Here is a 14,030-nt window from a genome sequence, read left to right as displayed (position 1 = left end):
AACTATACGCCATGGAATTTAAAAGCATTAACCCTTACAACAATCTTGAAATTGCAAGCTATACAGTACAGACTGATGCTGAAGTAGAAGCAATTTTAACTGCATCGCAAACTGCTTTTGAAACATGGCGAAAAGTCCCACTCGAAGAACGTGCACAATTAATGCGTACTGCAGCGAAGCTATTGCGCAACAATGCAGCAGTATATGCAAAAACCATTACGCTGGAAATGGGGAAGCCCATCACAGAAGCCATGGGCGAAGTAAACAAATGTGCCTGGGTATGCGAGTATTATGCTGAAAATGCTTCGGAATTTCTAAAAGATGAAATCATAAAAACCGAGGCCTCACAAAGTTTTGTTCGGCACGATCCCATGGGCGCTATCTTAGCCATTATGCCTTGGAATTTTCCCTTCTGGCAGGTATTCCGCTTTGCCGCGCCTACCTTGATGGCAGGAAACGTAGGCGTATTAAAACACGCGCCCAATGTATTTGGTAGTGCGAAGCATATAGAAGCTATCTTTATTGAAGCTGGTTTTCCTGAAGGTGTTTTTCAGAATTTGATTGTACATCACGATACAACCGAAGCAATTATTGCGCACGATACCATAAAAGCGGTGACCCTAACAGGAAGTGAGCGTGCAGGAGCTGCCGTTGCTGAACTGTCTGGAAAATACATTAAAAAAACGTTGCTGGAACTGGGTGGTAATAACGCCTTTATCGTCTGGGAAGATGCCGATATAGACGCTGCTGTTACAACCGCGCTCGTTGCACGCATGCTCAATTGTGGACAAAGTTGCATCGCCGCAAAACGCTTTATCCTTTTAGAAAGTATTTATGACGAATTTGTTTCAAAATTCACAGCCGAAGTTCAAAAATTGAAATCTGGTGATCCGTTGGAAGAAACTACCAAAGTAGGTCCTTTGGCCCGTAAGGACCTGGCAGATCAATTGCAATCGCAAGTACAGCGCTCTCTTGAAAAAGGAGCGACCTTGTTATTGGGCGGAAAGCAGGACAATGCCTATCACGATCCTACTATTTTGGGCAACGTACAACCAGGGATGCCTGCTTTTGATGAAGAGACTTTTGGTCCGTTGGCCGCCATGATTAAAGTAAAAACCATAGAAGAAGCCTTTATTCTTTCAGAACAGTCCAAATACGGCTTAGGGGTAACGGTGTGCACTCGAAACATTGAAAAGGCACTCTCCTACTCTAACAGAGTGAGTGACGGTGCTTATTTTATAAACGAACTGGTTAAAAGCGATCCACGACTTCCTTTTGGGGGTACTAAAAAGTCTGGCTATGGTAGGGAACTGGCCAAAGACGGAATGCTGGAGTTTGTAAACCGGAAGACGGTATATGTGAAGTAACATCTCCTAAGCAAAGTGATTACAAAGTAAAGACGCAATACTAAAGAGAGTCACGAGACAAGACACGATAGTTAATTATTTTTAGTTCAATTAAGTATTGATTCTTTTCAGTCCAATTTCCAGTATAAAAAATTGCAAAAAATTATTAATAGTTAAACAAAAAAAATATGTTACAATTGAATTTTCATTCAATTTCAGAAGATACGCCAGGTAAGAAATGGCAAACATTATTTCAGAAACATTGGCCTGCTTACAAAGCATGGTTTCAATCGAAAGGAGTTGTCAACAATCCAGATTTAGCGACCGCACAAGCTCAATTAGAAAAATATATGCCCAAGTTTATGCCAACATATAAAAAGCTATGTGAGCTAGCGGGGAATGATCCTGTCGCAGCACGTTTTTTGACGGGCTACCAGCCACCAGCTTATATCACAGGGTGTTCACAGGCGGTGTATAAGGACAAACCACAATTGGTGCGCAACTACGACTATCACCCAAATCTCTGTGAAGGAACTTTGTTAAACAGTGCCTGGAATGGTAAACACGTGATAGCCATAGGAGATTGTTTATGGGGCGTAGTAGATGGCATGAATACCAATGGCTTGGTCGCTTCCCTTACATTTGGAGGACGCAAGGTAGTGGGTAAGGGTTTCGGTATCCCTTTTATTTTGCGATATGTGCTTGAATTTTGTAGTACGGTAGACGAAGCCCTTGAAGAGCTACAGCGCATCCCTACACATATGGCTTATAATGTGATGGTATTGGATAAAACTGGTACGCACGCTATGTTACAACTTGCCCCAGACCACGAACCTATTGTGACAAAACAAAAAATTTCTACCAACCATCAGGGAAAAATAGACTGGCCGGAACACGCCCGATTTTCAAAAACGGTAGAGCGGGAACAATTTCTTGTGGACTTATTGGAATTAGACGCCCTTACCGATGAAACAATTGCTAAAGCTTTTCTAAAAAAACCTCTTTTTAATACGCAATACCAAGACGGTTTCGGTACTATATACACTTCTGTATATCGTCCTGCCGAAGGCTATATGGAATTACGCTGGTTGGATGAAAAATTAACCCAATCCTTTGCCGATTTTACAGAGGGGGAACATTTAATTTCCTATTCAGAAAAAACAGTAGCCACACCTGCACGAGAAGTAGCATTACCAACTTCGGAATCTATTCCAAGATATGAAACTGGAGCTTATGATTGGGAAGCGTATGGAAAAGCCTGGCAAACAAATGGCACTTCACAACTGACACAATTGGTTGTAGACTCTATCGGGCAGGCTATGGGTATAGCAGGCAGTCCATTGCTGGAAAAACTCAAAGAAGATTTAAATTCAGAAACCAAAAAGCGCGGCCAAGTTCCCTGGGAAATGCTTGCCGATTTATGGACTACAGTTGGCAAGGGATAAATAGAATACACTGGAAAGTATTGTATACTTATTTCAATATATCCTTGTCCCTATAAAATAAATCAAGATCTAACAATTTTTTCATCTTTGTTATACCGTAAAACAAATAATTAGCTCATACCAGCTATAGCTTTGTATAAACTAAAAACCCCAAGCTACAACTAGCTTGGGGTTTTATATAACAGTAAGTATGTATTTGGCGGAAGCGGGACTAAAAACTGACTTTAGTAATTTTAGTCTCTCCTATAATCAACCCTTTATTTAAATCTGCGTTACCAGAATAGATTATGGTAGCCTCTCCGTAAGAAGTTACTTTAAGTTTTTCTGAAACATTAAATTGAAATGTACCATCTCCATAAGCGGTTAATTTTGTTTCCTTATTTAATACGTTCGCGGTGTTTACTTTGCTTTCTCCATAAGCCGTAATTTTTTGGGTATCAACACTTCCTTTAGTTATTTCTAAGAAGCTTTCGCCGTAGAGCGATACCTGCAAATTTTTAATAGCAACGTCATTCATATACACTTGAGATTCGCCATAGATGCTCATCTTTAATTTATTTGCTTTTAAAGTGTTTTCAAAGGTGAAATTTTCTTCTCCACGTAAATCTAGCGAGTTAATATTTTTATAGGTAATTACTGCTCTTACAACGGTTCCTTTATATAAATCTACTTTGCGTTTATAGCCGTTTCTTTCTTCTTTCTTACTACCCGTTACAATTCTGGCGTCCTCTAAATATATATGAAGTGTCGTATTCTCCACAACTATATTTAGTTTTTCCATAGGCTCTGTATTGGATGTTATGCTCACCGATTCATTAGTGCCTTCCTTAAAAATAACTTCAATATGTGGGCTTACAATAATCTTGTCAAAACTATCCACATCAAATACTATAGATTGAGCCGAGGCATTCGTTGTAAAGAATAAAAAACAAAGGATTGGAAAGATCGCTATCCCCGCTCTTCTTGTGATTCGTTGTAATCGAACATTCATTGTAGTTGCAAACATTTTTTTTAGGTTTTAGTGTGATTGGTTTGTATAAGGATAGCTTGTTTTCTTAGTTGTTACAGTTTCAGAGTTTTTTCTTTGTAACTGTTCCTAATTTAAGTTACTCCTTCTGTTATGAAAGTGCCAGAATTGAAAAAATTTTACTACAAGTTAGGATACTTTTAACGATCGAGTTTGTGCGTTATTGACAAGTATTTAATTAATTTTTGTAAACTCGTAAGGCGTAAACTCAATAAAATCGGCTACCGTTAACGTGAGTCCAATCACTGTATCATTTTCTATTTTGAAGGGCATTTCAACAACACCAAAGGTTGGATTTGAATACGTACACAAAAACCTATCATTTTGTAAATGTTCTAGTTTTCCTATTAATTTGGGGTGCTTCGAAAAATGAATATTCAAATTATTCTTTTCTAACTTAATTTCAATTTCCCCATAAAGGTCATTGGTGTATTTCCCTGAAAACTTCTTCAACGGTACACTTGGCATAGCCTTTAAGTAAACTACTTTTTTTAAGGAATCTATTCTTTGTTTTTCTTCAAGGTCACTTTTTTTAGAGCGCTCCAAAGATTGCTTGCTATAGTCTTGATAGGGCAATCCTAAAAATGAATCCCGTATTTGATCACTCAGATTTTGAAAAAAACTATTAGCATCGGTATTTGTTAACACAACTATACCAAGTTTTTGTTCGGGTATAAAGAGCACTGAAGATAAAAATCCATCTACGCCACCCGTATGAGAATATACAAGTTCTCCATTTCGGTCATTAATATCCAGCCCCATCCCATATAGATAAAAGTGTGTTTCTTTATGGTCTCTGGAGTCCACTCCCAATATAGAAGAAGGGCTCCTAATCGCTCTAATACCACGTGATGAAATACGTTGTTCGTCGCCAATTTTCCCATCATTAAGCTGTGCAAATAGCCATTGGGTCATATCTTTTGCACTGGAACTCATACTGCCAGCTGGAGCAAGATTGTTAATATTTGGAATTGGAATTTCAGTTATAGTACCGTCAATGTTGGTGTGTGCTACCGAAGCATTGGACGCAGTTATTAGTTCTTCAGCTAGCATTAACGTTCTATCCATTTGTAGCGGTACCAGAATACTATCTTTTACAGTTTCCTCCCATGATTTATTACTAATTCTTGGTAGTAATTCGCCAGCAGTAACAAATGCTGCATTGCAATATCCCCATCTTGTACGGAAACTATACGGTGCCTCAATGACACTCATATTTTTAATCACATCGGCTCTTGAAATCGTTGAAGTCCAGGCAGCGAAATCGCCTTGAAAGGTTTCAAAACCTATTCTGTGAGACAGTAAATCGACAATAGTTACATCTCTGCTGGCTAAGGGATCTTTTAAACGAAATTCGGGCATCCACTTCTGGACTTTATCATCCAAACTCAAAACACCCGATTCCTGTAAAATGGAAAGCGTAGTAGCCGTAAAAGCTTTTGTGTTGGAACCAATCATAAAGAGTGTGTTCTCATCCACAAGTTCCGAACCATTCACTTTGGTCGTACCAAACCCTTTCATAAAAACAATTTTATCATCTTTAATAATAGCAACCGATAGACCTGGAATTTGCCAATCTTTCATACCCTGAGTGATATAAGTCTGTAAGCTGTCGGTAATAAACGTTGGTAAGGCTGTTTCCTGAGCATGTAAGAGTATGCTGGAAAATAGGAGCGTGATGAATAGTATTGTTTTTTTCATGGGTGCAATGGAATATGTCACAACGAATTTGTATAAGAAAAGTAGCGGTTTGTAAGTACAAACTTTTGAAAAAGAAAGATACTTAATTAAATGCAAAAACGGTTCAGGGTAGCACCTAAACCGCTATTTTTCATATACATTGTTGGCCAATGGCTTTTCAATTCAGCTTGGCTTTAAGCGTTGGCAAAGACATACTCTTCTGCATTTTTTTGACGTAGCATTGGCTGGTGCAAATTGCAAATGTGTTTGGCTTTTTAGCAACAACTTTTATTTTCTTGAATTGGTGGACACGATTCAGTTCCATAAGAGCAATACACACAACAATCTCCTTCATATGGTTTTAGAACCGTTTTACAATTCTCGCACTCGTAAAAGAATTGACAAGCGTTTGTTGGCATTTCTTCTACTTTTTTATGTCCGCAGTCTGGACAGGTAATTTCTGATTTTAATATAGTTTCCATTCAATTTTTTATTAAAGCATATGTGGTATGTCCGAAGCTAAAGTTGGATATGAGAAAATCATTGTTCTAATATCACTAACCTTCATCTTTGTTTTTATGGCCATTGCGAAGAGATTTATGGTTTCTTCTGAATGTGGTCCTATTAAATGCGCTCCCAAGATTGTTTGAGTTTCCTCATCAATTATAGTTTTGAACGCATATTCTTTTACATTCAAGCGTTTGGCATTGAACCAATTTCCAACCTCCTTATAATTAATACTAATATTGTAATTCAGCTCTCTCGCTTTCGATTCAGTATAGCCAACAGAAGCCATAGTTGGTAATGTAAACACTACCGTTGGCATTGGTGGATACCTTATTTCTTTAGAATTGCCTTTGATGATATTTGATGCAACCGTATGACCTTCCAAAACTGCAACTGGCGTTAAAGGCAAACCTTCTGAATCTGCGGCATCGCCCGCTGCATAAATATTTGGATTTGATGTACTTTGAAGATATTTGTCTACCGTAACCCCTTTTTTTGTAAAGGCTATGTTGGCTTTGTCTAAACCCAAATCGAATATTGCTGGGGGTCTACCGGCAGAATTAAAAATAGCTTCGGCTTCAAAATATGCTGTTTTTTCCGCTGATTTACCTTTCACTTGATACTGGTAATCCACTTTTTCAATAGCCGTAACATCTGTATTCAGAATGAGTTTTACACCTAATTCTTTTGTGGCAGAAACAAGATGTTTTACGATGTCCTGTTCAAAATTTTCCAAGGGATTTTCTCCACGATGAACAATAGTTACTTCTGCTCCACATCGAGCCGCGATATGCGCAAACTCAAAAGCGATATATCCACCACCGATGAATACCAAAGATTTTGGCAATTCTGCCAAATTCAAGAAATCGGTACTGGATTGGGCATAATGACCCCCTTCAAATTCTAAAACCCGTGGCTTGGAACCCGATGCGATTACAATTTTGTTAGCCTTTATTTTGTCGTTTCCAACTTCCAATGTGTTTTCTGACAGAAATTTTGCTGAGTTGTGAAAGGTATCTATTCCGTTTTTTTTATATCCTTTTTCAATTTTAGGTGGCATTTCATCCACAAAGGATTGTTTAAAGGCCATTATGTCCTTCCAATTGACTTTAGGTATGGTGTCAATGCCCTGACCTTTGAGCCTTTTGGCAAAATCTCGAACTTCCGTGGCGCCTATAATCACTTTTTTTGGGTCACAACCTCTCAATGCACAAGTGCCACCATACGGTAGTTCATCTGTTATACCTACTTTCAGGCCTTTTGACGCGCATTTATTGGCGATAGTCATTCCTGCCATTCCTGAACCAATTACAAATACATCATATACTTTCATACTAATTGATTTGTTTTTTGTCGGTTACTTTATAGCCTGTTGTGTTAATTGCTTTTTCAATTTCCGTTTCATTAGATTTGGTTCTGTCAAATTCAATGATTGCGTTTCCATTCTCGTAAGATGCTTTTGAATTAACAATCCCGTTGAGTTTATTTACTTCGTGGTTGACGTGTTCTGCACAACTCGCACAGGTCATTCCGCTGATTTTAAATTCAGTTGTTTTAATGTCCGATTTGTCAACTACAATGATTTCTTTTTCTGTGTTTGGGTAAAAAATTCCGGAATAGTATGGAAAAGCCATCATCACAATTGCAAAGACGGTTACTATACCTAAAAAAGTTTTTGATTGTATGAATTTAGGTTTTTCGTCCGTCTCACATTCACAGTCAATTTCTTTTTGAGGTTTTAGTTTTTGATACCAGGCAAAACCAATAACTGCAATTGTTAGCCCAATCAGATACGGTCTAAAAGGTTCTATCCAAGAAAAGGTTGAAGCAATTCCGCTTGTTCCTGCTATTAGGGCCAAAACAGGTGTAATACAGCATAATGAAGCTGTGATGGCAGTTAACATACCTGCACCGATTAATTTGTTGTCACTTTTCATAGTGTTTCTACTATTTTGTTTTTATCAAGTATTTCAAAGAATGGATGTAGCATTTCTTCGTATTCAGCTGTGAGTGAGTAAAATATCGTTTGGGCTTCTCTATCGGTTTCTAATAGATTTCGGTCTTTCATTTTTCTTAAATGTTGTGAAATGGCAGAAATGTTCATTCCGAGAATATCACTTAAATCACAAACACAAAGTCTATTTTCCTCATAGAGTAGGTAAAGTATTTTCAGTCGAACACTATTTCCAACCAATGAAAGTCCGTTCGCCAAATGGTCGAACGACTCGTTTAATTCCAAAACTGTGTCTTTACAACGGTTTATTTGTTTAATATCCGCTTGTTGTCTTATGCAAGAATTATTTTCCATAACACAAAGTTACACTTATTTCTTATTTAAGCAAACACTAAAATACATAATTCTAAAAGCGTTGGTAAAAAAACTTTTATATTTCTTTGAGCGTTGGCTTTTCTTGGTGGGAAAAATAAATGTGCTGTTTGTGCGGCTGGTTTCAGCTTGTGGGTAAGGTGCTATGAATTATATCCATAAGCCAGAGTGGGACAACAATGCTTGTTTTTAGATAAATATATCCAAATTAAAAAAAGTTGTCTAAAATTTAAATTTTAGAGCGTCTGGGTGAACGCAGTCGCAACCTACATTAATTATCAATACATTAAACTTCGACTGCGCTCAGTCTGACGCTATTAGACACTTTTAGATAACCTCTTAAATTATCCTTTTTAAAAGCGATTAAATCTCGCTATACAAAAAGATAAATAAAATAAGGTTCTTTCAGCAACTTCTCTATTTGGAAAATCATTCCAAGCGCGTTACCATCAATCTATCGTACTATTACTTTTTCCACGGAGACATTAGTACCACTAGTGAGACGGACAAAATAAACCCCTGAACGGAGCGGAATCCCATAATAATCTTGAGCATTCCACGGAACCGATTGCGCACCTGACACTTCTGCTTCCAAAAGAGTCTTCACACTTCTGCCATGAATATCAATTATTTCTAGAATAACCTGATCAGCTTGCTTATTAATAAAAGAAACTATAGTGGTATTGTCAACTGGGTTTGGTACGATTTGTAACTGATTGTTTGAAGTAGCCACTTCTGAAATACCCAATACGTTTTCTGGAGTTATTCGTGTATAATACACATCTTGCCCTCCAGTAAAGGTATTTGCCCAGGCGAGATGCGCATAGTCATTATCAGAAACCATGTCGAAATAATCTCCCAATTTTTCTTGTTGAGGATATCCTATATTCGGGTTGAACGGCTCTGAAATTGGTATATTAGACGACCAACTTTCCCCTTGATCTTCAGAAAAAGCGTAGTACAAAACAGATGTAAATTCATTGGGACTTGCATTTCTTGTATCTAGCCAAGCAATATCAATTCGACCGTTAGGTGCAACCGAGAGTGTCCCAAACCACTGATAGGCCGTATTTGTTGAATCGTTATTGATTCGGAATCCTTTTGAATAAGTATCACCACCATCTGTACTTTTAGAAAACATAACATCGGCGGGATCACTGGTAGCATCAATGTCTACCGTAGAAAGAACATAAATATTTCCAGCTCCTGGACCATTGGAATTGTCGGTATCAATCCAAATATGCCCCAGTAAGCCACCAGGGTTCGGCCCACCTGCAGAAGGTAATCCTCCTAATGGCACTATAGTTTGCGCACTCCAAGTAACTTGTTCATTTGGATCTTTTGCTGTAGATGATTTTTGAACAAAAACACCAGGAGAGTTAAACCCGGTTTGGTATAAATCTCCTTGGGCATTAACAGCCAATGTACCATAGATTGGGAAATTTGGAATTTCTGAACATGCTTCAAAACTTGTGGCTCCATTGGTTGAGCGAGTAAAATTTAAGCTCTCACATTCACTAAATGCAAAAGTCCATTGCGAATAAATATTTCCTCCGCCAATACTAGTGCTGCGATCTACTTCTAACCATCCTTTATCACCACCGTGGGCAGAAACTCCAGCACTCCAAACTACACCTCCATCGTCAATTTTAAAAACGTCGGAAGAGAACATAGTTAAATCAGGATCGGCAGTAAGGGCATTGTAATAAAAATTTCCTTGTGCATCAAAATCCAAGATAGGGTCTGAACGAAAAACACCTGGATCTAAAACCCCTGGGAATGTCCAGGTTTCACCCCCATCCAATGAATACCCATACCCCGCTTGACGAAAATCACTTCTTACGGTATCAAACTGCCGCCAACCTATTACTATTCTGTTTGGGTTCGTAGGATCTACCGCTATGGAAGGTTCATTCGCTGCATCGCCCAAGATATTATCGCCGTTTACATCCACATTTACCTGACGCGTTATAAGACCAGAGCTAGTACGATTATATGATGGACTTTTTTCCATGCTGGCGCGATCTACTTTAATAAAGGGATTGTTTGGTGTTTCGTTATGAATTGATTCTAATTTAGGTATTTGTTGGGCATTACAAATGAAGAAAAACAACAGTAGTATCGATAAAAGGAGTAGCTTTTTCATAACAAACAAATCTCAAGAGTCCCTTAAAGATAGAAAAAATAATTTAGTGTTGAGTTTTAGCCTATTAACCCACTTTATAAATTTGAAAACAAAAAAATCCCAACCTGGTTATAGGTTGGGATTTTTTACTATAATTTGTGATTTCGGGTTAAAGATCCCGACCTGCGTCGGGATAAGCGATTCACACAAAACGGCAATAAGTCGTTTTGGTTCTCTGCTTACTTCACCTCTTCAAAATCTACATCTTCCACATCGGCGCTTTCATTTGCTTCTTCGGTAGTGTCACCTGCGTCGCCAGTTGGTTCTGCACCTTCGGCGCCAGCTCCTTGCTGTCCTTCGGCTTGTGCTTTGTAGATTTCTTCACTTGCGGTCTTCCAGATTTCGTTGATATTCTCCAACGCTGGTTGAATAGTCGCTACGTCTCTTGTTTCGTAGGCTTTCTTCAATTATTCAAGAGATCTTTCAAATCTAATTTTCTTATTTTTTATATAAATTTCGAAATCACATTTGAAATTGTATTTTTGAAAATTTATATAAAAAAAAACTAAATGCTAAATTTATTAACTATCAAAATTTCCCAAATGAAGCTTAATACTAAATTATTCTCTTGTCTTTTCAGTTTTCTATTTGCTCTTAATTTAAATAGTCAAAACACCGTGAATAATTTGGCTAATTATTATACAGACATAGATTTATGGAACGCAAATGCTGCTGTGGCTGTTGGTCGAAATAACCTTATTACTACTCAAAATCAAGGCGATTCTTGGTCTATAACAAAAGTAAATGCACCTAATTATAGCAAGGTAATTTCTGAGATTGAAATTATTGATCAGAATTCAGCAATTGCTGTTGGAGATAAAGGTTTGGTACTTTACACAATAAATCAAGGAGAAACTTGGTTTCATATTCCTCTTATTGTAGGAAATGAGAACGTTGTAGATGTTCAATTTATTGATGGTGTTGGGTATATGGTTGGGCGCTATGACGATGAAAATAATAATGTGCAGCGTTTTCTTTACTCTTCTTTAGATAACGGGTTGACGTGGCAAGAAGTACCATCGAATATTGTATCTCTAGGAGGTTTCAACCCTCTATTTGACCTTTATTTTACCTCTGCCTCAGTTGGATTTCTATCAGTAAATGGTGATATCTATACTACGATAGACGGTGGTATTACATGGGAGATTGACCCTGCAATATCAGAGGATATTAATCTTTCCAAAATTTATTTTTTAAATGAAAGCGAAGGGTATACAATTTTATGGGGAACCAATGAAGTACATAAAACATTAGATGGGGGCGAAACCTGGACTCCACTAACATTTACTGATAATTCCGCAAACTTTGAAATAACCGATACAAAAATTTATTATACCCTATACAATCAATCGATAAGATCGGCTAATTTAGATGGAACCAATGAAATAGTTTTTGATATTCCAGAGTATGGATTTATTACAAGTATCGATTTCTTAAACGATACTATTGGCTACATTTCTGGTAGAAAAAATCAAGCTTTAGGTACAGGTGGTAAATTTATATATAAAACTACTAACGGCGGTGTTACCTGGCAAGTAGTGGACAACTCTGGAATAAATACTGGTAACAGTAATGGATACAATTATTTGAATAAGGTAAGTGAAAATACTTTTGTTCTCAGTGCAGTCGCAATAATCTCTGGAGATTCAAAATCCCACGTAATTGTTTCTGAAGATAACGGTACTTCTTGGAAAGTTACCAAAACTTTCAATACCAATGGTGGTGTACTATATGCAGAAGATAATTATATAAGCCAATTTCATTATGAAGATCCTGCTTCAGCATCTACGGCCATTGTATCACAATCTTTCGATGGTGGTGAAACTTGGATTGACGGCCCTATTCTTTCAGGTACAGAGGTTTCAAATTTTTATAGATGGCAGCAAGTATCACAAAATGATATTTTTTATCAAATTGCTACTATTTTAAAACACAGCACAGATCTTGGGCAAACCTGGACTTCACTAACACCACCACCTGGACTTAGCATTTTTAAATCTCATTTCAACTCAATAACTGAAGGCTATATTTATGGAAGAAACAATAATGATCAACCAATAATCTATAGAACAACAGATGGTGGAGTTACTTGGGTTGAGCTATTTACTTTAACTTCTGAAATATATGATTTTGAAGATTCTTTTGATTTTTCAGACCCAGAAAGAATTATAGTTGCTCCTAGATTTCCGGGAAATACAATTTACCAATATAACGTAAGCACCAATATTTTTTCTAATATTGAATTGGTTGATGAAGTTGTAATGTTAACCAATGTTAATTCAACTTCATTTTTAATGAAAACAACAACGGGATATGTAAAACTTACACAAGATAATGGTCAAAATTTTATAACATTAAAAAATACAGCTGGTGGGACTAACACCAACAACCCGCCCATATATATAGTTGACGACGAGACTTTTATATTTTATGATTTTGAATTTCTTAATTGCGTTGAACTATATACTCCCGAAATCCCAGATTTTCTATCCGGACCTTTTCTTACCGACCTTGGAACAACGACAGGCTATATTGTACCCCCTAACACTGCTGCGACTCTTGAGTGGAGTCTTTTATCTGGAGGTAACTTAGTATTAAACCCCGCCACCGAATCTTATAGAGCAAATGTACAATGGACAGAACCTGGTACCCACACACTACGTGCAAGATATATAAATGAATTTGGTTCTTCATCCTATAAAGAACTTCAAGTCGTTGTAAACAATATTATAGATAATGATCCCCCTAATATTATTACTCAAGATATTACAGTTGAACTCAATGAAAATGGAATAGCTACAATTACAACTACTGATATAGATAATGGAACCACAGACAATTTTACCCCAACAAACCTTATAGAATTTGAATTGAGCACTTATTCATTTAATTGCTCAACTATAGGGGATAACGATGTGATTTTTACAGCTACAGATTTATCAAACAATTCTGCATCTGTTACAGTAACCGTAACCGTGGTAGATTACCTTGCTCCAGAAATTAATACACAAAACATAACTATAGATCTAGAAGGTGAAAACACTATTACTATTATTCCCGAAGATGTTAATAGTGGAAGTGAGGACAATTGTGGAATTGTTTCGTTAGACTTAGATATAGACACATTTTCTGATCCAGGTATTTACACAGTAAATTTAACAGGTGTAGATAACGAAAATAACTCAGCATCAAAAATAGCTACAGTTACAGTAGTAGATTCTGTACTGGGAATTAAAGAACAAGCTTCGCTTTCTTTATCTATAATTCCTAATCCTACCAATGGATTATTTCAAGTGGTTACTTCAAGTAATTATGAGCGTATACTAATTTACGATATTTTTGGTAGAATAGTATTTAATGAAGATTTTGAAACACAAATAAATATTTCAACATTTAAAGATGGAATTTATTTTGTTCAGCTAATAGATATTGAAAAAAAATCCCACGTTCACAAACTTATAAAAAAATAATGTGGCTTATTTTCAATGTTTCTAATCTGTAAATAAAAAAAATT

10 protein-coding genes and 1 pseudogene are annotated in these 14,030 nt (G+C 36.9%); 3 read left to right on the top strand and 8 right to left on the bottom strand.

What is annotated here, in order from left to right; translation table 11 throughout:
- Positions 1–11: 11 nt before the first annotated feature.
- Together ACQ2HF_RS11465 and ACQ2HF_RS11460 are read left to right on the top strand one after the other, a co-directional pair.
- The gene (locus ACQ2HF_RS11465) at positions 12–1,367 is read left to right on the top strand and encodes an NAD-dependent succinate-semialdehyde dehydrogenase (RefSeq protein WP_432410558.1); all 1,356 of its coding nucleotides are present in this window, start codon (positions 12–14) and stop codon (positions 1,365–1,367) included.
- 167 nt (positions 1,368–1,534) lie between these two features.
- Positions 1,535–2,791 carry a C45 family autoproteolytic acyltransferase/hydolase gene (locus ACQ2HF_RS11460; protein WP_432410557.1) on the top strand — a complete coding sequence of 419 codons (1,257 nt, stop codon included), beginning with the start codon at positions 1,535–1,537 and terminating at the stop codon, positions 2,789–2,791.
- A gap of 211 nt (positions 2,792–3,002) precedes the next feature.
- On the opposite strand, the gene ACQ2HF_RS11455 is transcribed toward ACQ2HF_RS11460, so the two are convergent.
- From ACQ2HF_RS11455 to ACQ2HF_RS11420, 8 genes and pseudogenes are all read right to left on the bottom strand, one after another.
- Positions 3,003–3,797: a head GIN domain-containing protein gene (locus tag ACQ2HF_RS11455; RefSeq protein WP_432410556.1), complete on the bottom strand. Its 795-nt coding sequence runs from the start codon at positions 3,795–3,797 to the stop codon at positions 3,003–3,005.
- 195 nt (positions 3,798–3,992) lie between these two features.
- The gene (locus ACQ2HF_RS11450; RefSeq protein ID WP_432410555.1) at positions 3,993–5,519 is read right to left on the bottom strand and encodes a serine hydrolase; all 1,527 of its coding nucleotides are present in this window, start codon (positions 5,517–5,519) and stop codon (positions 3,993–3,995) included.
- A 254-nt stretch (positions 5,520–5,773) separates the two neighbouring features.
- A complete protein-coding gene (locus ACQ2HF_RS11445) occupies positions 5,774–5,980 on the bottom strand; it encodes a GDCCVxC domain-containing (seleno)protein (protein WP_432410554.1) in 207 nt (68 codons plus the stop codon).
- An 11-nt stretch (positions 5,981–5,991) separates the two neighbouring features.
- Positions 5,992–7,338, bottom strand: a complete 1,347-nt coding sequence (locus ACQ2HF_RS11440; protein ID WP_432410553.1) for a dihydrolipoyl dehydrogenase family protein — start codon at positions 7,336–7,338, stop codon at positions 5,992–5,994.
- Between the two features lies 1 nt (position 7,339).
- Positions 7,340–7,942: a mercuric transport protein MerTP gene (merTP, locus tag ACQ2HF_RS11435; protein ID WP_432410552.1), complete on the bottom strand. Its 603-nt coding sequence runs from the start codon at positions 7,940–7,942 to the stop codon at positions 7,340–7,342.
- Complete coding sequence (locus ACQ2HF_RS11430; RefSeq protein ID WP_432410551.1) at positions 7,939–8,313, bottom strand: ArsR/SmtB family transcription factor; 375 nt, start codon at positions 8,311–8,313, stop codon at positions 7,939–7,941. Before ACQ2HF_RS11430 ends, merTP begins: the two co-directional genes overlap by 4 nt.
- A 472-nt stretch (positions 8,314–8,785) precedes the next feature.
- The gene (locus tag ACQ2HF_RS11425; RefSeq protein WP_432410550.1) at positions 8,786–10,477 is read right to left on the bottom strand and encodes a T9SS type A sorting domain-containing protein; all 1,692 of its coding nucleotides are present in this window, start codon (positions 10,475–10,477) and stop codon (positions 8,786–8,788) included.
- A 218-nt stretch (positions 10,478–10,695) separates the two neighbouring features.
- Positions 10,696–10,923, bottom strand: a pseudogene (locus ACQ2HF_RS11420) (molecular chaperone DnaK); the annotation flags it as partial.
- Between the two features lie 135 nt (positions 10,924–11,058).
- Between ACQ2HF_RS11420 and ACQ2HF_RS11415 the strand changes: the two are divergent.
- Positions 11,059–13,986, top strand: a complete 2,928-nt coding sequence (locus ACQ2HF_RS11415; protein ID WP_432410549.1) for a T9SS type A sorting domain-containing protein — start codon at positions 11,059–11,061, stop codon at positions 13,984–13,986.
- Positions 13,987–14,030 lie beyond the last annotated feature (44 nt).

This window comes from Rasiella sp. SM2506 (genome assembly GCF_050859505.1).
Lineage (GTDB): Bacteria > Bacteroidota > Bacteroidia > Flavobacteriales > Flavobacteriaceae > Marinirhabdus.
The sequence above is the reverse complement of the archived record's forward strand: the minus strand, read 5'-3'. Positions and strand labels throughout refer to the sequence as shown.

Coding starts and splice junctions, on each gene's coding strand:
- ACQ2HF_RS11425 (WP_432410550.1), bottom strand. CDS start 10,477: ATGAAAAAGCTACTCCTTTTATCGATACTACTGTTGTTTTTCTTCATT.
- merTP (WP_432410552.1), bottom strand. CDS start 7,942: ATGAAAAGTGACAACAAATTAATCGGTGCAGGTATGTTAACTGCCATC.
- ACQ2HF_RS11450 (WP_432410555.1), bottom strand. CDS start 5,519: ATGAAAAAAACAATACTATTCATCACGCTCCTATTTTCCAGCATACTC.
- ACQ2HF_RS11465 (WP_432410558.1), top strand. CDS start 12: ATGGAATTTAAAAGCATTAACCCTTACAACAATCTTGAAATTGCAAGC.
- ACQ2HF_RS11455 (WP_432410556.1), bottom strand. CDS start 3,797: ATGTTTGCAACTACAATGAATGTTCGATTACAACGAATCACAAGAAGA.
- ACQ2HF_RS11460 (WP_432410557.1), top strand. CDS start 1,535: ATGTTACAATTGAATTTTCATTCAATTTCAGAAGATACGCCAGGTAAG.
- ACQ2HF_RS11440 (WP_432410553.1), bottom strand. CDS start 7,338: ATGAAAGTATATGATGTATTTGTAATTGGTTCAGGAATGGCAGGAATG.
- ACQ2HF_RS11415 (WP_432410549.1), top strand. CDS start 11,059: ATGAAGCTTAATACTAAATTATTCTCTTGTCTTTTCAGTTTTCTATTT.
- ACQ2HF_RS11430 (WP_432410551.1), bottom strand. CDS start 8,313: ATGGAAAATAATTCTTGCATAAGACAACAAGCGGATATTAAACAAATA.
- ACQ2HF_RS11445 (WP_432410554.1), bottom strand. CDS start 5,980: ATGGAAACTATATTAAAATCAGAAATTACCTGTCCAGACTGCGGACAT.